Raw genomic sequence first — 18,307 nt, 5'->3', positions numbered from 1 at the left:
TCAATAGACTTTTTGTCATGACGGAAGCTTGGTTAGCGAGCATCAATCACTTCTGTTGCAACACTTTAGTAGCCCGTGATTTTGGGCTGCATTTCTGGGAGACATTAGCCCGTGGCTAGTGGGAGGAAAAAAAATGGCTAAAAAACGACAGAGTTCTGTCATTCGTCGAATGTATACAGGGTTTGCTGTGCTTGCCGTCAGCTTAGTTGCAACCAACACATTAAACCTCAACAGTTCTCAAAATATTCACGAGCAACTCGAGGTTGTTACCTCCAAAGCCCTCCCCTTGGTATCGATGTCTAATGAAGCGAGCGTCAGCTTGCTTGCTGCAGACAAAGTCTTTAAAGACTACTTGACCCGCAGCAATCAAAACTCAAACCAAGACGTGCTCGACAAATTCGAAGCCGCCCGACAAAAATTCGATATCGCCATAAGCAACCTCTATGAAGCAACCTCGAGCCAACAGGGAATGGGCGACCAACTCGAAGCGTTGCGTGAGATCGAAAAACGCTATTTTTCTGAAGCTTCACTGGCAATGGCCAACTTCCATCGTCAACAAACCGCGAAAGAGAACGGGGTCAAAGCCGCGCGTCAATTCCAACGTATGAACACAGCCCTTGCCCTCGGTATGCAAGATTTTGTCGCAAACAATGGCTCAACCACCCTCAAGATCATTTCAAAAACGTACTTCAAGAAATTACAAGAAACTGAAACTCATACCTCAGATGCCCTTGCAAGTAACAGCCTAGACGATGTCACTAAGGCGATTTCAGGCAATACACGCAGTGTGAAGCAACTAAACTATTCGTTTAAATCACTCACATCTCAACTTCCTGATTTAAAAGATAAGTTTCAGAAAGACCTCGATGCATTCACCTATGACGTTAGCCGTGAAGGTGGCGTGTTAGACCAACACTATGCATATCTAGTCGCCACCAACGAGCTTTACGACAACATCAGTAATCTGGCGCTGGAAGTGGATAAAGCCATGTCGATCTTGGATCAGTTCCGTCAACAAGCGGATGACGTGATGCTAGCCTCTATCGATCACGCCAATACCTCGTTCCAAAATGGTGTGCGGCAAACCCTCTTCATTGGTGTATTGATTCTAGCCATTACCTTCTTTATTGGCTGGCACATTGCCCGTAGCGTTCGTAAGCCACTCAGCAGCACCTTGGCTGTGCTGGAAGCCATTACAGATGGTGATATGACAAAACGCATTGAAGTGAAAGAACACAATGAGTTTGGACAGCTTGCCGACCACATAAACACCTTGGCAGCAAACCTTCAAGGTATTCTCAAACAGCTTCGAGACGCTGCAGAAGATCAAGCACAAGTGGCCGCAGAAAACCAATCCACCACCCAAACCGCCAAAACGCAGCTTAATGAACAACGTCAGCAAACCACAGCGGTTGCTGCCGCTATGACACAAATGGAACATTCCGTGCAGGATGTAGCAAGCAGCGCTCAGCAAACCATGGATAAGGTGATGGAAGTCAGTGATGCTGCAGCGAAAGGTCGAGAGATCATGACGCGTAGTATCAGTACAACACACCAGCTTTCAACTCGCTTGGATGATTCGGTGAACGTGGTTTCTTCTTTGCAAGAAATGACCGCCAACATCGAAACCATTTTGGATGTGATAAGCAACATTGCAGACCAAACTAACTTGCTGGCCCTTAATGCTGCTATTGAGGCGGCACGTGCTGGCGAACAAGGACGCGGTTTTGCTGTTGTTGCTGATGAAGTTCGTGTACTCGCCAAACGCACATCAGATTCCACTTCGGAAATTGAAGAAATGATTAGCAAGCTCCAAACCCAATCGAGCCAAGCCGTCGCCGTGATGCAGGAATGTGTGAACGAAATGAGCCACAGCGTGACACAAGCGTCTGATGCGAACTCCGCGATGGAAGAAATTGAAGCCATCATCATGATGATTAGCGACATGAGCAGCCAAATTGCGCAAGCAGCAACTGAGCAGCGCACCACGTCTGCCGATATCGCGCGTAACGTTGAACACATCAGCTTTATCGCTGATAGCAGTTACAGCGCAATGCAAAACGTCGCTGTTGCCAGCGAAAGGCTCGATAAGCAAGCCGTTAGCCAGAACGAATTGGTTCATAAATTTACGGTGTAAGCTCTCTAGCGGGCATGGAAACATGCCCGCTAGGTTCCCCCTCTTTTCCCAAAATTCTTTATTTGACCGTCCTAACTTACGTGAATTTTCTTTCTGAAAATCGCACCTCTTGTCTCTTCTCCCACACGATGGGCAAATACGTACAATGTCTACCTTCACCATGCACACTTCTGTATAGACACCTCATCATTTCGGTCAGCTAACTATGCAACGACACTCTCTGGTCTCAGATCACTTTCAACCCGCTCTTCTCCATGACATCCATGATTGCCGCTGTGTCGTTAACTGCCTGTTTTATAACAATTGTTGAATAGACATATGCATCTAAGCACTTAGTGGGAAATGGCGGCAAAGCAAAAACAACAAATGTGATCCATGTTTACATTCGCAATATTGTTGGTTGTGTTATGAGCATCTTCTGGCAAAAATCAAAAAGAAAGCGCTTTCTTTTTGATGGGGAATGCACTCAGTTGCACTCCAATCAAGAAGTAAATCACGCATCCAAGAACATATAAGCCGCTGAAAAATAAGGTGGCATTGACATCAGGATAGCAATATCCAAAGGGAGTTAGACAGTGTCCAGCAGAATCTCCAACCTTTCGTATCACAGCGGCGACGGGTTACCTGAGTTGAAAAAGAAAACGCGCCAGATCGTGGATAACAAAATTCACGGTATCTCATTCAGTCCATACATCGATGGGCAAGGACCGGGATCTGAAATCAGCGAAGCGCAGATTCACGAACGATTGAAAATCATTGTTCCCCATGTGAATTGGGTGCGTTCATTCTCCTGCACCGAAGGACACGAAAACATTCCTAAAATCGCCAAGCAATATGGCCTAAAAACCATGGTCGGCGTATGGATTGATCACGACAAAGAAAAGAATGAAATTGAATTTGCCAACGCAATCGAAGTGGCAAAAGCCGGGCATGTTGATGTTCTTGCGATCGGCAACGAAGTGCTGTTACGTGGCGATTTGTCCGAAGACGATTTGATCGACTACATCGAACGCGCAAAAGCAGCCCTGCCTGATGTCGAAGTGGGATACGTAGACGCCTACTTCCTGTTTGAAAACCACCCACGTGTTACAGACGTGTGTCAGGTGGTGATGACCAACTGCTACCCATTCTGGGAAGGTTGTCCGCAAGAATTTGCCGTACCTTACATGAAAGAAATGTATCACCGCGCAATGCGTGCCGGTAAAGGTAAACGCGTCATCGTTTCTGAAACGGGCTGGCCAAATGAAGGCGTTGCCGAACGTGGTGCTATCCCATCAGAAACAAATGCCCTGAAATACTTCATCGACACCTTTGCTTGGGCAGAGCAAGAAAACATTGAAGTGTTCTATTTCTCCTCTTTTGACGAAGCATGGAAAGTAGAAGACGAAGGTGCGGTCGGTGCCTATTGGGGACTTTGGGACAAAGACGGCAATTTTAAGTACAACGCTTAATCAATGCATTCTCCGAATCGTCTTGTTCTATCTAACTATAAGCAATAAGAAAAAAGGTAAAATGCTATGGAATACAGAAACGCTATTTGTTACTCAGGATATCGTGAAGGGCAAAACCCGCGCGAAGGGATTTACCCGTCGTATAACCAAGTGAAGGAAGACTTGTTAATTCTCTCAAAACACTGGTCTGCCCTGCGCCTTTATGACTGCAGTACACATGCACGCTTAGTGTTAGATGTTATTCAAAATGAAGGTCTGGATTTTAAAGTCATGCTCGGCGCTGATGTCGCCGCTGAAATGAACAATCCCGATTGCCCTTGGGGTGCACAATTTAGCGAAGAAACGCTGGAAGCAAACCGTGAAGCCAATAAGCAAGAGATTGAGCGATTGATCGATCTCGCTAACGCCTACCCCGATACCGTGGGTTACGTATCAGTGGGCAATGAAGCAAGTGTTGAGTGGACAGATCATTTGATTTCAGTAGAGAAACTGGTTGAACACGTAAAGCGTGTTAAATCCGCGATTTCACAGCCTGTTACTTTCTGCGAGAACTATGTTCCTTGGACATACAAACTGGATGAACTGGTCGCAGAGTTGGATTTCATCTCCCTGCACACCTATCCGGTTTGGGAATACAAAACCATCGATGAAGCACTTGAGTACACGAAAGACAACTACTTTTCGGTCGCAAACCGCTACCCTGACACGCCAGTAATCATTACTGAAGCAGGTTGGGCGACTGCCTCGAATGGCCGTGGTATTGATGCATGGAATGCATCAGAGGAACTTCAAGCTGCTTATTACGATCAACTGTTAGAGTGGACACGCGAAGAGAAGATTTTGACCTTCGTGTTTGAAGCGTTCGATGAGCCTTGGAAAGGCGATGCACACCCAGAAGAGCCCGAGAAGCACTGGGGATTGTTCAAAGAAGACCGCACGCCTAAATTGGTCATGCAAGGCTTGTTTGGCTAATTACTACGCTTAAAATCACGACTAATAAATATATTAAAGTGGGCAGATTGTTCTGCCCATTTTTTCGATGAATCATGAAGTGGTGAATTCGACTAAATGGAATCTAAGTCCGCTCTTTCGTCTCTGCACTCCCAAGAACCCATTTCAAACTCTCGACAGATCCAAGGGCGATTTTCATAAATCGTGCACATGAAGGTTTCACGGTCTAGAGCAGAACACCAACCATCATCTAACCGCAACATGGTTTCACCGCCCCACTTATCATAAGCGATATGTTTTTCCGGAACGCCCGTGTCAGTAATGATCATGACCTCCAAGCGACAGCAACATGCTTTGCAGTTTGAACAGGATACTTCAGTGGGATCGACGTTTTTAACAGGAATAGTCATAGACATCTTCGTACAACTCAATTACGGCATAATACTCCAAAATCGAGCTTATATATCGAAATTCGTCAATCAACAGCATCAGTGGAGATAAGTTAATGAAAAATAATATTATTTAATTCCTAGCAGCAAGCAACCTTTTCTAGCTAACAAATGGCTAATATTCAGAGCCTATCTGTCCATCTGCCGTTGTTATCTCTACTGCAATTCTCTTCCGTATCATATGAAATAGAGCGGACATCAAGATTAATGCCAGCACGAATCAGACTACTTTGAATCAGAGCATTGAAGCGTTGAAAATGGTTGCTCTGCTCAAACTCATTTAGGCTACTGTTTGTATCGAATACACAGATCACCTTCAGGCTTTTAGGGAAATTTGAATAATCCACCAAATGCGTTAACCACTGAAATCCCGCCAATTCTTGAAGTGCTGTGTTACACACATTGGTCAGCATTTCCCTAATCTGCTTATCTGTTTTTTTATCGGTTTTACGCATATTGACTAAGTCACCTCATTATTACCAAAACTGTAACAAGCTCAGTATTACAATTATTGCGCTATTTCTTTCAACATTTGTTCTATCTACACCTTCACCCCAACAGTCATGAGAAGGCTCTTTGCCGACTAGCCATACCTCGGCAAGTACCATTGTAAACAGCCCAATTGATGTTCCATTTTGTCTGGCAATGGCTCAGTGGAGGACGAACCGAGAAACACACGCACTGTTAACGTAAATCACTGAAGTAAATGGTTGTCTATTAACTTCATGGCTACGCTCGTCCTGACAAAAAGTGACGGGCATAGATCCGTCCTCTTCTCATCCGAGCATTTTACTGAATAAAGAGGCGTCGGGCTTGTTCAACACCCGAATAAAGTGTCGGCTGCGCGACACTTTATTCTTATTTGTATGGACAATCCCGTTTTCAAAGCGACCTATACGCGCGTATTGGAGGCTGGAAAACCCAAAAAAGTCGCCATCATTGCCTGTGTGAGAAAGATGGTTGTTATCTTAAATTCTATGCTCAGGGATGGCGTTTTGTGGGATGAAAACAATGCAAAAATCAATCATTGACTCCATAGTCGTTTGTTAGCCGCTCATTCCCAAAAGTTATTGCTTGCTCAATAGGAACTTACGCAAGTCTCTCTCAGCACGCATAACAAACAGAATCAATACTTTGTCGCCGTCTTGTTTATAGAAAAAACGGCACGGATTAACTACAACTTCACGATAACCTAGATGTGCTAGTTCAGGCGGAATGCGACCCGATGCAGGGAAAGCCTCTAAGCGCTCGACTTTAGAAAAGATCGCTTGAACCCACTGTTTTGCAGCTACGATATTTTCAAGTGCGATGTATTCAGCGATATCATTGAGGTCGGATAGCGCTGGCTCAGTCCAGATTATTTCAGCCATTTTGACATTTTGTCCTTGGCTTCATCGTGACTCACCACTTTACCGTCAGCTAATGCACGTTCACCTCGTGCAATCCCCTCCAGAATCGCCAAACGATTTTGCATAAACTCGTAATCATCAACATCAACCAGATATGCCGATGGCTTACCATGCTCGGTAATTAACACTGGTTCTTTAGTGTCGTGGAGTTCGGCAAGGATCTTTGTTGCTTGGCGTTTGAGTGATGTAACTAGTTCTACTTTCATGAGAGCTGCTCCAAAGGAATACTAAAGTGATACTATTCTATCACTTTAAGTATAGCAAGCTCCATGACGGCTAACGCCTGCATCTAGCGAATCCCCTCAAAATCTCTTTTCTAAACAATGAGAAGGACGCACATCTACCCTTTTGATCTAATGAATTTCACCAAAAACCACATTCCACCAAAAGGGATGGACGATGCGCGATATTCAAATTCTACAAGATACTTTAACTAATCAGTGTCCCACTATTCATAAAAAACGGCTTCATTCTCTGCTACTTGCGACTCAATCCTCTCTCGATGGCGCTGATCTTGCGCTCACAAAACTTGGTCGCTCGCTCCACGTTAGGACCACCGCTAAACATGCCATCAAGCGTGTCGACCGATTGCTGGGCAATGCACAGTTGCACCGTGAAAAAGACGATATCTATAAATGGCATGCCCACCTTATTGCCCGCGCGAATCCTTGCCCTGTGATTTTGGTTGATTGGTCTAATGTGAGAGAGCAGCTTCGCTATATGACTTTACGCGCCTCTATCGCTCTCGATGGTCGTGTGATAGCCTTGTTAGCGCAAGATTCGATTGTGCGCGGCTTGCCGCCAAACCACCCTTTTAAACAAGAAGAATGACTTAAACACAAACCAAATGACTTGAGTGAACAACCAAGAAAAATCCCTTTGATTTGAATTCCGCGCTTCAACCGATAAAACAAACACTTTAACCAACAGACGATTTGAAATCTAAAGTCAGACCCATTTAAACCACCTGCTATGAAAAGCCAGTTTAGCTACCAAACTTCGTACCAAGTACATGAAGAAAGAACAGGCGGCTAACGTCGTTTTAAGCGGCGAAAAACATTAGCTTCACGTAGTAAAGCCACCATAAACGCCATAAGTTGATATAACAAAATTTGCGGGAATGTTTTGCGTCCGCCTTGAAAACCTTTGTTATAAAGCTGCCACCCAATCTGTTTGAATAGCCGAATCTCACCTTTTGCCTTTGCAAGCAGCCCTTGGGATGCTTGGTCTTTTCTGGCCATTGATGGCTTGTTTGCAACACTTTCAATGGTGAGCGGCGATCCAAAACCAAACCGCTTTTTTGTTGAGAAAACCACTGTGGTTTGGTGCTCAAAGTCGCTGCTTACATGTAAGTAAAATTACAGCGTATAACGTCGCGATAACAGGCGCATATCAAACCGCCAAATATCACTTAAACCATTGTATTCACGATATTTTGAAAAACACCGAACCGAAATTGCGTCCTGTTGATAGCCTTGTTAGCGCAAGATTCGATTGTGCGCGGCTTGCCGCCAACCACCCTTTTGAACAAGAAGAATGGCTTAAACACAAACCAAATGACTTGAGTGAAGCACCAAGAAAAAGCCCTTTGATTTGAATTTTGCGCTTCAACCGATAAAACAAACACTTTAACCAGCAGACGATTTGAAATTTGAAGTCAGACCCATTTAAACCACCTGCTATGAAAAGCAGGTTTAGCTACCAAACTTCTTACTAAGTACATCAAGAAAGAACAGGCGGCTAACGTCGCGATAACAGGCGCATATCAAACCGCTCAATACCGCTTAAACCATTGTATTCACGATGTTTTGAAAAACACCGAACCGAAATTACGTCCTGTTGATAGCCTTGTTAGCGCAAGATTCGATTGTTCGCGGCTTGCCGCCAACCACCCTTTTGAACAAAAAGAATGACTTAAACACAAACCAAATGACTTGAGTTAACCACCAAGAAAAAGCCCTTTGATTTGAATTTTGCGCTTCAACCGATAAAACAAACACTTTAACCAGCAGACGATTTGAAATTTAGAGTCAGACCCTTTTAAACCACCTGCTATGAAAAGCAGGTTTAGCTACCAAACTTCTTACTAAGTACATCAAGAAAGAACAGGCGGCTAACGTCGCGATAACAGGCGCATATCAAACCGCCCAATATCGCTTAAACCATTGTATTCACGATGCTTTGAAAAACACCGAACCGAAATTGCGTCCTGTTGATAGCCTTGTTAGCGCAAGATTCGATTGTGCGCGGCTTGCCGCCAACCACCCTTTTGAACAAGAAGAATGGCTTAAACACAAACCAAATGACTTGAGTGAACCACCAAGAAAAAGCCCTTTGATTTGAATTCTGCGCTCCAACCGATAAAACAAACACTTTAACCAACAACCGATTAAAAATCTAAAGCCAGACCCATTTAAACCACCTGCTATGAAAAGCCGGTTTAGCTACCAAACTTCGTACTAAGTACATCAAGAAAGAACAGGCGGCTAACGCCAACCTAAGCGGCGCTTAATTATCTAAAAATCAACCACCTGAATCACAGAGGCCGTTTGAAAAAACTGCGGGAGGTTTAAGCGTCCAGCTTTAGGTTCTTGTTATGTTCGTGAGCTTAAATATTTGAAATGAACCTTGAGCACTCCGTTTAAAGCAAGAGAAGGCAGACTTACCGCCCCTTTTACTGGGTTTTCAAGGTCATTGTCTTTCAAACGAACGGCTTCTTCATTGTTAGCTAAGAGTATCCATTGATGTTCGAAACCACCCACTTTCGCCAGATAAGAGCGAGCATCAATGGCATCAACTAAGCTTTGAATAGTTGAGGTTTCCGGCAATTCTAGTTTTAAGAAGTGAGGAGCATCGCAGTCATCTCCCATGCATACACTATCTCTTGTTAGCTCGACTCTCAGCATAAAAACTCCAATAGAACATAACGCCGCGTTAAGTGGTGAGCAACGCTTCCACCCTACCTAAAGCATTGTGACATAAACACTTAACTCAAAGTAAGCCGAAAACGCCTTGCGTTGGGAATCCGTCTTAAACGCTTTGTTATGTACGTGCTCAAAGGGATGCTCCATCTATTTTTACGACCGGAATTTCACTGATATTTAACCCACTAAGACAACGGGCATTTACAGCCCAACCAGTAAATGGGACTTTGCCAGCCTCGATTTCAGCTTTGGTCAATTGGCTAGGTTTACGAAATGGCAGAATACCGCATTTAGGGCAAAAGTAGTCTTCTGCGGTCTCACTGCCCCATTGGTATAAAACTGCATTTTCGAGGGAAGTTAGAACCGTCAAATTCTCTTCTGGCACTCTAAAATTTAGCGCACCTCTACGGATACAGATGGAACAATTACACTCTCGAAGATGGTCAATATCGGCTAAAACTTCGAATTTAATGAGACCACAGTGACATGAACCGGAATACGTTTTTGGCATCCTGCCTCCTTAGTACATAACGTCGCGATAACAGGCGCATATCAAACCGCCTAATATCGCTTAAACCATTGTATTCACGATATTGTAAAAACACCGAACCGAAATTGCGTCCTGTTGATAGCCTTGTTAGCACAAGATTCGATTGTTCGCGGCTTGCCGCCAACCACCCTTTTGAACAAAAAGAATGAATTAAACACAAACCAAATGACTTGAGTTAACCACCAAGAAAAAGCCCTTTGATTTGAATTCTTCACTTCAACCGATAAAACAAACACTTTAACCAAGAAGCGATTTGAAATGTAAAGTCAGACCCATTTAAACCACCTGCTATGAAAAGCAGGTTTAGCCACCAAACTTCGTACTAAGTACATCAAGAAAGAACAGGCGGCTAACGTCGCGATAACAGGCGCATATCAAACCGCCCAACATCACTTAAACCATTGTATTCACGATATTTTGAAAAATACCGAACCGAAATTGCGTCCTGTTGATAGCCTTGTTAGCGCAAGATTCGATTGTTCGCGGCTTGCCGCCAACCACCCTTTTGAACAAGAAGAATGGCTTAAACACAAACCAAATGACTTGAATGAACCACCAAGAAAAAGCCTTTTGATTTGAATTCTGCGCTTCAACCGATAAAACAAACACTTTAACCAACAACCGATTAAAAATCTAAAGCCAGACCCATTTAAACCACCTGCTATGAAAAGCAGGTTTAGCTACCAAACTTCGTACTAAGTACATCAAGAAAGAACAGGCAGCTAACGCTGCGTTAAGGGGTGAATGCCGCATAAACCAACTTTCCGCAGACCACTTTCACCACCAAAACTCACCGCATACTAAAAATGCCACGCGGCATGAATCCCTCTTGAACGCCTTGTTATGTACGTTTTACGGCAATCACTGAAAAGATATGCCAATGCTTAGGATATCCAATCCTTGTTGCGCCAGGCTCATCACGCTCTTTGAAACTGACTATTTCAAACTCTTTAAACAAGAGCTCAACTTGTTTTTTACTCAACGGCGCCGTAGGTAAACGATAATTCGTTGCCCAACTATCTCTAGGCCCCATAAAATCGCCGACAAAGACACCACCAACCGCAATAGAAGAGGCAATTTTACGCCATGTATTTTTAAACTCTAGCGGGTCAGCAAAGAACAAACTTGAGTTTGCTATCACTATACCAGCAGAAGGATATTTGAAAGACTCAAATGAACACTCTGAAAGTTTAACCAGTGGTTTTGAACTAAACCTTTCAGAACATATCGCAACAGAGTCTGGGTTAATATCAAAGCCATACACCTGATAACCTTGCTGCTCTAGATACGCTATCTCACTTCCCGTTCCACAACCGCAATCGACAGCGGTTTGCAGTCCAGACTGATTCAACTCAATTGCGATTTCAGTGCGCGAATTGTGGGGGCGTAACAATGATTTTTCGTAGTATTGACGCCAAGTTGCTGAGCTATCATCCATAAAGTTCAATATTCCAATAAAGTATATAACGCCCAATTAAGGGGTGAGCCACGCAACCACGACACTAAATTTGGACACCGTAAACACTGAACCAAATCCAAACCAAAAATGCCAAGCGTGGGGAATCCCTCTTAAATTGTTTGTTATGTTTTACCACAAACGCATGATTTATTTGAGAAAGAACTACAATTTTCAACTGGTTTTCTGAACTAAAACACAAGGCAAGAGCCAACTTGACCACCAAGTGCGACCAACACAAAACAAGTATGAGCACTTCCCTGCCCAATGGGGCAACCCGACAAAACTCCAACAAGCGCCCTCTCTTTCCAACCAAAGCGCAGAATAATGGCTAATTGCCGAGACTACTGCCAAGGTAGGATGTGGCTTGGCAATGAACCTCAAAGCGCCTTTAAGCCAGAGAAACTTGAATCCAACCGGCTCGACCTGACAATGAAGCAACCCACGAATTTTAGTATGTTTTACGGGCTGAAAAATTCATGAATTTAAGGCGATAATACCGATTTGCTGAGTCTATTCGGAACGGACTGCTAGAGGGACAAAGAATAGCTAAAAGGACTTTTAAGCCACTGAATTTATAGTGAAACATAACGCCCTGTTAAGGGCGTGAGCAACGCAATACCGAAGCCGCTGCATTCCACCTTAAACACTAAAACCACCGCATAGTAAAAGTGCCACGCGTTGCGAATCCCTCTTGAACAGTTTGTTATGGCGCAACTCACAGCGACTTGCTGACTAACCCAACAAAACCTGCATTCTCTGGTGGCGGAGTGTCATTGGTGTTGTACCAAGTAGAGTCTGGTACCCACTTTTTTGGGACTCTTTGTTCTTTAGCAACCCACTCTGGACGATAAAACAACCTTAGAACAATGCATACAATCGCGTTAATAAGCCGAAACCTTGGTGTTTTCCGCTCATTCGGCATACCATCAGGTAAAGGAGACTTTAGGCTAGTACACAAACCTTTTATTTTCTCATCGTCAAAAGTGAGTCCATGTCGAAGATGGGCAAATTGATTACGTATTTTGCGAATTATTTGAATCTCTTGATATTCAAATTGGTCTATTAATCCGAGCGAAAGGCATAATTCAACGCGAGAAGATAAGTCCCCAATGGGTGCATTAGCACCAAAGAGTAAATTTTTGCTCGACTTCCCTCCAACGAAAAATGACTCCAATGTTTTTGACAGCTTTTCATCAATGAGAGCAGCGCCAACCAAAGGTAATCCACGATCAGTCTCACTTTGGAGCTCGGTTACAAACTCACCCAAATCTACAGCATGTTCTACTAACATATTTCTCCTTGAGCCATAACATCGTTTTAAGGGGCGAAAAACGCTAGCTTCACGCCATAAAGCCACCTTAAACGCCATAATTTGATTTAACAAACATTGCGGGTGCGTTTTTCGTCCACCTTGAAGACATTGTTATGTAATGACGACGTACTTTGCCGACTAGCCCAACCTCGACAAGCACCCTTGCAAACAGCCTGCTCAATGTTCAATTTGGGCTGACAACCGAAGGCTTGTTTGCATGACTTCATGGCCAACAGGCGATCCGACAAAGAACCCCAAAAATGCTAACCAAGCAAAGACCGTTTTCGCTTCAAATGACTGACTAACGTGTACGTTCAAATACCAGTACATAACGTCGCGATAACAGGCGCATATCAAACCGCCCAATACCACTTAAACCATTGTATTCACGATATTTTGAAAAACACCGAACCGAAATTGCGTCCTGTTGATAGCCTTGTTAGCGCAAGATTCGATTGTGCGCGGCTTGCCGCCAACCACCCTTTTGAACAAAAAGAATGACTTAAACACAAACCAAATGACTTGAGTGAACCACCAAGAAAAAGCCCTTTGACCTGAATTCTGCGCCTCAACCGATAAAACAAACACTTTAACCAACAGACGATTTGAAATTTCAAGTCAGACCCATTTAAACCACCTGCTATGAAAAGCAGGTTTAGCTACCAAACTTCGTACTAAGTACAAAAAAAAGAACAGGCAGCTAACGTCGGCTTAAGGGGTTAAAAACACACGATTCACGCTAAACAACCACCTTAAGCACCCAAATTTGAAAAGACTAAAAAATGATCCTATGTTTTTAGTCCCCTTGAAGCCCCTGTTATACAAAAGCTTCCATCGCAGCAGACAGTTTCTTGATGTGATTTTTAGCTAATTCTATGTCGTTTCTGCTAAGCCACTTTATGCAATCAAACAATTCCCAGATCAGACCAGCGTCTCCTCGATAGTAAGCTGGGAAATCCTCATGTCTGGGTGGTGGTTCGTCGGTAAGCCTCCCCTCAACAATGCCAGATTTATCGAACAATATTTTAAATGGTTGGGAAATACCAAAGTCCTCTGATACATCTAAACAGTGTATTTCTGCACTAGTCATATCGTTGAATATATACTTTTTAAAATACCCATTTTCATTGGAGTCATGAAAATCGCCGAAGCTGAAAAAGATATCCTTACCCGACTCAAAACGAGAAAAGCTAAGAGAAGCAGACTTGTGGAATTCACTTTTCGTAAAAATAAGGATGTCAGCATCGGAAACTCGGTCCCCAGCTCCCGAAGCCAATGAGCCTAGTAGGACAGCTGCGACCACATCTCGCTCCGGATAAAATGCAGAGCACACTGACTCAACAAGTTTCTTTTGAAGAGGCAAATGCTCAAGATTTAATTCAACCAAACTCAATACACTCTCCTTTTTTGTATAACGTCGTTTTAAGCGGCGAAAAACATTAGCTTCATGCAAGAAAGCCACCTTAAACGCCAAAAATTGATTTAACAAAATTTGCGGGAATGTTTTGCGTCCGCCTTGAAAACCTTTGTTATAAAGCTGCCACCCAATCTGTTTGAATAGCCGAACCTCGCCTTTTGCCTTTGCAAGCAGCCCTTGGGATGCTTGGTCTTTTCTGGCCATTGATGGCTTGTTTGCAACACTTTCAATGGTGAGCGGCGATCCAAAACCAAACCGCTTTTTTGTTGAGAAAACCGCAGTGGTTTGGCGCTCAAAGTCACAGCTTACGTGTAAGTAGAATTACAGCGTATAACGTCGTTTTAAGCGGCGTAAAACATTCACTTCACGCAAGAAAGCCACCGTAAACGCCATAAATTGATATAACAAAATTTGCGGGAATGTTTTGCGTCCGCCTTGAAAACCTTTGTTATAAAGCTGCCACCCAAGTTTTTTGAATAGCCGAACCTCGCCTTTTGCCTTTGCAAGCAGCCCTTGGGATGCTTGGTCTTTTCTGGCCATTGATGGCTTGTTTGCAACACTTTCAATGGTGAGCGGCGATCCAAAACCAAACCGCTTTTTTGTTGAGAAAACCGCAGTGGTTTGGCGCTCAAAGTCACAGCTTACGTGTAAGTAAAATTACAGCGTATAACGTCGTTTTAAGCGGCGTAAAACATTCACTTCACGCAAGAAAGCCACCGTAAACGCCATAAATTGATATAACAAAATTTGCGGGAATGTTTTGCGTCCGCCTTGAAAACCTTTGTTATAAAGCTGCCACCCAAGTTTTTTGAATAGCCGAACCTCGCCTTTTGCCTTTGCAAGCAGCCCTTGGGATGCTTGGTCTTTTCTGGCCATTGATGGCTTGTTTGCAACACTTTCAATGGTGAGCGGCGATCCAAAACCAAACCGCTTTTTTTGTTGAGAAAACCGCAGTGGTTTGGCGCTAAAAGTCGCTGCTTACATGTAAGTAAAATTACAGCGTATAACGTCGCGATAACAGGCGCATATCAAACCACCCAAAATCGCTTAAACCATTGTATTCACGATGTTTTAAAAAACACCGAACCGAAATTGCGTCCTGTTGATAGTCTTGTTAGCGCAAGATTCGATTGTGCGCGGCTTGCCGCCAACCACCCTTTTGAACAAGAAGAATGACTTAAACACAAACCAAATGACTTGAGTGAACCACCAAGAAAAAGCCCTTTGATTTGAATTCTGCACTTCAACAGATAAAACAAACACTTTAACCAACAACCGATTAAAAATCTAAAGCCAGACCCATTTAGACCACCTGCTATGAAAAGCCGGTTTAGCTACCAAACTTCATACCAAGTACATCAAGAAAGAACAGGCGGCTAACGTCGCGATAACAGGCGCATATCAAACCACCAAATATCACTTAAGCCATTGTATTCACGATATTTTGAAAAACACCGAACCGAAATTGCGTCCTGTTGATAGCCTTGTTAGCGCAAGATTCGATTGTGCGCGGCTTGCCGCCAACCACCCTTTTGAACAAGAAGAATGACTTAAACACAAACCAAATGACGTGAGTGAACCACCAAGAAAAAGCCCTTTGATTTGAATTCTGCGCTTCGACCGATAAAACAAACACTTTAACCAACAGACGATTTGAAATGTAAAGTCAGACCCATTTTAACCACCTGCTATGAAAAGCAGGTTTAGCTACCAAACTTCGTACCAAGTACATCAAGAAAGAACAGGCAGCTAACGTTGCAATAACGGGCGCTTATCAAACCACCCAAAACTGCTTTAATCCCTTGTATTCACAACACTTCGAAAAGCTGCCGCAGTGACAAAGCGTCCACGTTTATTGCCTTGTTATACGCTCAATATGTATGTTCGCGGCTTGCCGCCAACCACTTTCCAAACAAGACATTTTGACTTAAATCCAAACGAAACAGCTTCGCAAAACCACCAAGAAAAAGCCTTTTCGTTTGAACTCAATGCTGAAGCCTGAGAATTAGACACTTTAACCAAACTGCCTGGCGACAAGTCAAAGCCAAACCATTTTAAACCGCCTGCTATGGAAAACTGGTTTAGCTTGCCAAGCTTGGAACTGAATACACGCAAAAAGATAAAGCGTTATAACGTCGTTTTAAGCGGCGTAAAACATTCACTTCACGCAAGAAAGCCACCGTAAACGCCATAAATTGATATAACAAAATTTGCGGGAATGTTTTGCGTCCGCCTTGAAAACCTTTGTTATAAAGCTGCCACCCAAGTTTTTTGAATAGCCGAACCTCGCCTTTTGCCTTTGCAAGCAGCCCTTGGGATGCTTGGTCTTTTCTGGCCATTGATGGCTTGTTTGCAACACTTTCAATGGTGAGCGGCGATCCAAAACCAAACCGCTTTTTTTTTTGAGAAAACCGCAGTGGTTTGGCGCTAAAAGTCGCTGCTTACATGTAAGTAAAATTACAGCGTATAACGTCGTTTTAAGGGGCGAAAAACATTGGCTTCACGCAAATAAGCCACCGTAAACACCATAAATTGATATAACAAAATTTGCGGGAATGTTTTGCGTCCGCCTTGAAAACCTTTGTTATAAAGCTGCCACCCAATCTGTTTGAATAGCCGAACCTCGCTTTTTGCCTTTGCAAGCAGCCCTTGGGATGCTTGGTCTTTTCTGGCCATTGATGGCTTGTTTGCAACACTTTCAATGGTGGGCGGCGATCCAAAACCAAACCGCTTTTTTGTTGAGAAAACTACTGTGGTTTGGCGCTCAAAATCGCTGCTTACATGTAAGCAAAATTACAGCGTATAACGCCTAGCTAAGCGGCGCTTAACCCAGCTAGAATTTGCTTCCGAAATCACGAAAGCCTGTTTGAAAAAATTGCGCGAGTTTTAAGCGTCCGCTTGAGCTTTTTGTTAGCCGTTGGCTCCGGCCTTTCGCGGCTTGCCGCCACCCCGCTCTAGAACCAAACCACCACACGGGATTTCGACACGTCTGCTTGTTTATACAACCAAGAAACAACAACCTGGCTAAGAATTCAAATCTGGCAACGAAGGTTTGGGCAATGGACACAAACAACCGATGCTTCAATACGTGTAACGTGAAAAACAACCAAATTCACAGAACTTGTTTGATGAACAAACCCGATAACAACCACCGGCTATGAAAAGCGGATGTAGCTATCCAAACCTCGGACTGAGTACATTCAATTGGCATAGGCGGCTAACGTCGCGATAACAGGCGCATATCAAACCGTCCAAAACCGCTTAAACCATTGTATTCACAATGTTTTGAAAAACACCGAACCGAAATTGCGTCCTGTTGATAGCCTTGTTAGCGCAAGATTCGATTGTGCGCGGCTTGCCGCCAACCACCCTTTTAAACAAGAAGAATGACTTAAACACAAACCAAATGACTTGAATGAACCACCAAGAAAAAGCCCTTTGATTTGAATTCTGCGCTTCAACCGATAAAACAAACACTTTAACCAGCAGACGATTTGAAATTTAGAGTCAGACCCATTTAAACCACCTGCTATGAAAAGCAGATTTAGCTACCAAACTTCGTACTAAGTACATCAAGAAAGAACAGGCAGCTAACGTTGTGATAACGGGCACTTGCCCGCACTAAACCTCACCAAACCAATGTATTCACACCACTTCCTAACCGCTTCGAGATTGGCAAGGTGTCCCGTTCATGACCTTGTTAGCCGCTGATTTTTCATACTATCGCGGCTTTGCCGCCAACACCCAACGAACGCGCCGTTTTGTGAATTCAACTGACGCCTTAAAGATAAAATCGCTCGATAAAACCACAGGCGTTGAATTCAACTTAGCAAAGATAGCCACATGATTTTGCATCGAGTTTGGGATTGCTTTGATGAGGCTTTTGGATTTAAACAGCCTGCGACGAAGAGAGAAACTAGCTTGCCAAACATCGCAAAATAAACAATGTGAAGAATTGACGGATAACGCTGTGATAACGGGCACTTGCCCGCACTAAACCTGACCAAACCCATGCATTCGCACCACTTTCTAAACGCTTCGAGATTGGCAAGGTGTCCCGTTCATGACCTTGTTATGGCTTGGCCTCAAAAAGCCGATCCCAGATTAAAGTCATATCTGAGGTCGTTGGCTTGCGAATTTCATAGTAACTATCGACTTCTATGTAATCTAGGCCGCAAAACAACTCTTTATGATCTTGGCTTACGGCAACAGTACCATTGTCATGCAGAGTGAGGAGACCGCGTAGAT

At 43.7% G+C, this 18,307-nt stretch carries 18 protein-coding genes and 2 pseudogenes; 6 read left to right on the top strand and 14 right to left on the bottom strand.

Going from position 1 to position 18,307, the window contains the following annotated elements; translation table 11 throughout:
- Positions 1-133 precede the first annotated feature (133 nt).
- The 3 genes from AB8599_RS06535 to AB8599_RS06525 all read left to right on the top strand — a co-directional run bounded on the left by AB8599_RS06535 (position 134) and on the right by AB8599_RS06525 (position 4,560).
- Positions 134-2,137: a methyl-accepting chemotaxis protein gene (locus AB8599_RS06535; RefSeq protein WP_407332935.1), complete on the top strand. Its 2,004-nt coding sequence runs from the start codon at positions 134-136 to the stop codon at positions 2,135-2,137.
- A 575-nt stretch (positions 2,138-2,712) separates the two neighbouring features.
- Entirely contained in the window at positions 2,713-3,588 is an 876-nt protein-coding gene (locus AB8599_RS06530; protein ID WP_407332934.1) for a glycosyl hydrolase family 17 protein, read from the top strand.
- A gap of 66 nt (positions 3,589-3,654) precedes the next feature.
- On the top strand, positions 3,655-4,560 hold the full coding sequence (locus AB8599_RS06525) for a glycosyl hydrolase family 17 protein (protein ID WP_407332933.1): 906 nt from the start codon (positions 3,655-3,657) through the stop codon (positions 4,558-4,560).
- Between the two features lie 92 nt (positions 4,561-4,652).
- Here the strand turns inward: AB8599_RS06525 and AB8599_RS06520 are convergent, their stop codons facing one another.
- Positions 4,653-4,949, bottom strand: a complete 297-nt coding sequence (locus tag AB8599_RS06520) for a YkgJ family cysteine cluster protein (RefSeq protein WP_407332932.1) — start codon at positions 4,947-4,949, stop codon at positions 4,653-4,655.
- Between the two features lie 161 nt (positions 4,950-5,110).
- Positions 5,111-5,443 carry a Fis family transcriptional regulator gene (locus AB8599_RS06515; RefSeq protein WP_407332931.1) on the bottom strand — a complete coding sequence of 111 codons (333 nt, stop codon included), beginning with the start codon at positions 5,441-5,443 and terminating at the stop codon, positions 5,111-5,113.
- A gap of 417 nt (positions 5,444-5,860) precedes the next feature.
- On the opposite strand from AB8599_RS06515, the pseudogene AB8599_RS06510 reads away from it, so the two are divergent.
- Positions 5,861-6,019 (top strand): annotated as a pseudogene (locus tag AB8599_RS06510) (IS110 family transposase); the annotation flags it as partial.
- Positions 6,020-6,055: 36 nt separating this feature from the next.
- On the opposite strand, the gene AB8599_RS06505 reads toward AB8599_RS06510, so the two are convergent.
- Positions 6,056-6,358 carry a type II toxin-antitoxin system RelE/ParE family toxin gene (locus tag AB8599_RS06505; protein ID WP_407332930.1) on the bottom strand — a complete coding sequence of 101 codons (303 nt, stop codon included), beginning with the start codon at positions 6,356-6,358 and terminating at the stop codon, positions 6,056-6,058.
- On the bottom strand, positions 6,346-6,603 hold the full coding sequence (locus AB8599_RS06500; RefSeq protein ID WP_407332929.1) for a type II toxin-antitoxin system Phd/YefM family antitoxin: 258 nt from the start codon (positions 6,601-6,603) through the stop codon (positions 6,346-6,348). The genes AB8599_RS06505 and AB8599_RS06500 overlap by 13 nt, the downstream gene beginning before the upstream one ends.
- A 193-nt stretch (positions 6,604-6,796) precedes the next feature.
- On the opposite strand from AB8599_RS06500, the pseudogene AB8599_RS06495 reads away from it, so the two are divergent.
- A pseudogene (locus AB8599_RS06495) lies at positions 6,797-7,165 on the top strand (transposase); the annotation flags it as partial.
- Between the two features lie 263 nt (positions 7,166-7,428).
- Here the strand turns inward: AB8599_RS06495 and AB8599_RS06490 are convergent.
- The 10 genes from AB8599_RS06490 to AB8599_RS06445 form a co-directional block, all read right to left on the bottom strand.
- On the bottom strand, positions 7,429-7,638 hold the full coding sequence (locus AB8599_RS06490; protein ID WP_407332928.1) for a hypothetical protein: 210 nt from the start codon (positions 7,636-7,638) through the stop codon (positions 7,429-7,431).
- Positions 7,639-8,991: 1,353 nt separating this feature from the next.
- On the bottom strand, positions 8,992-9,303 hold the full coding sequence (locus tag AB8599_RS06485) for a hypothetical protein (protein WP_407332927.1): 312 nt from the start codon (positions 9,301-9,303) through the stop codon (positions 8,992-8,994).
- Between the two features lie 148 nt (positions 9,304-9,451).
- Positions 9,452-9,832, bottom strand: coding sequence for a GFA family protein (locus AB8599_RS06480; RefSeq protein ID WP_193269682.1), 381 nt, complete (start codon positions 9,830-9,832; stop codon positions 9,452-9,454).
- Positions 9,833-10,712: 880 nt separating this feature from the next.
- Positions 10,713-11,309 carry a methyltransferase domain-containing protein gene (locus AB8599_RS06475; protein ID WP_013571707.1) on the bottom strand — a complete coding sequence of 199 codons (597 nt, stop codon included), beginning with the start codon at positions 11,307-11,309 and terminating at the stop codon, positions 10,713-10,715.
- Between the two features lie 736 nt (positions 11,310-12,045).
- Positions 12,046-12,621: an MltR family transcriptional regulator gene (locus tag AB8599_RS06470; RefSeq protein WP_080497340.1), complete on the bottom strand. Its 576-nt coding sequence runs from the start codon at positions 12,619-12,621 to the stop codon at positions 12,046-12,048.
- Positions 12,622-13,459: 838 nt separating this feature from the next.
- On the bottom strand, positions 13,460-14,035 hold the full coding sequence (locus AB8599_RS06465) for a nucleotidyltransferase domain-containing protein (protein WP_407333188.1): 576 nt from the start codon (positions 14,033-14,035) through the stop codon (positions 13,460-13,462).
- Positions 14,036-14,380: 345 nt separating this feature from the next.
- Positions 14,381-14,599: a hypothetical protein gene (locus tag AB8599_RS06460; RefSeq protein WP_407332926.1), complete on the bottom strand. Its 219-nt coding sequence runs from the start codon at positions 14,597-14,599 to the stop codon at positions 14,381-14,383.
- Positions 14,600-14,716: 117 nt separating this feature from the next.
- Positions 14,717-14,935, bottom strand: coding sequence for a hypothetical protein (locus tag AB8599_RS06455; protein ID WP_407332926.1), 219 nt, complete (start codon positions 14,933-14,935; stop codon positions 14,717-14,719).
- A gap of 1,205 nt (positions 14,936-16,140) precedes the next feature.
- Entirely contained in the window at positions 16,141-16,398 is a 258-nt protein-coding gene (locus AB8599_RS06450) for a hypothetical protein (RefSeq protein WP_407332925.1), read from the bottom strand.
- Positions 16,399-16,516: 118 nt separating this feature from the next.
- Positions 16,517-16,735, bottom strand: coding sequence for a hypothetical protein (locus AB8599_RS06445; RefSeq protein WP_407332924.1), 219 nt, complete (start codon positions 16,733-16,735; stop codon positions 16,517-16,519).
- A 1,015-nt stretch (positions 16,736-17,750) separates the two neighbouring features.
- Here AB8599_RS06445 and AB8599_RS06440 point away from each other — a divergent pair.
- Entirely contained in the window at positions 17,751-17,906 is a 156-nt protein-coding gene (locus AB8599_RS06440) for a hypothetical protein (RefSeq protein WP_407332923.1), read from the top strand.
- Positions 17,907-18,307: the final 401 nt, after the last annotated feature.

Source organism: Enterovibrio litoreus, assembly GCF_045679545.1.
In the GTDB taxonomy this organism is placed as follows: Bacteria; Pseudomonadota; Gammaproteobacteria; order Enterobacterales; family Vibrionaceae; genus Enterovibrio.
Note: the sequence above shows the minus strand (reverse complement) of the source record. Positions and strands in the feature narration are given on the sequence as shown.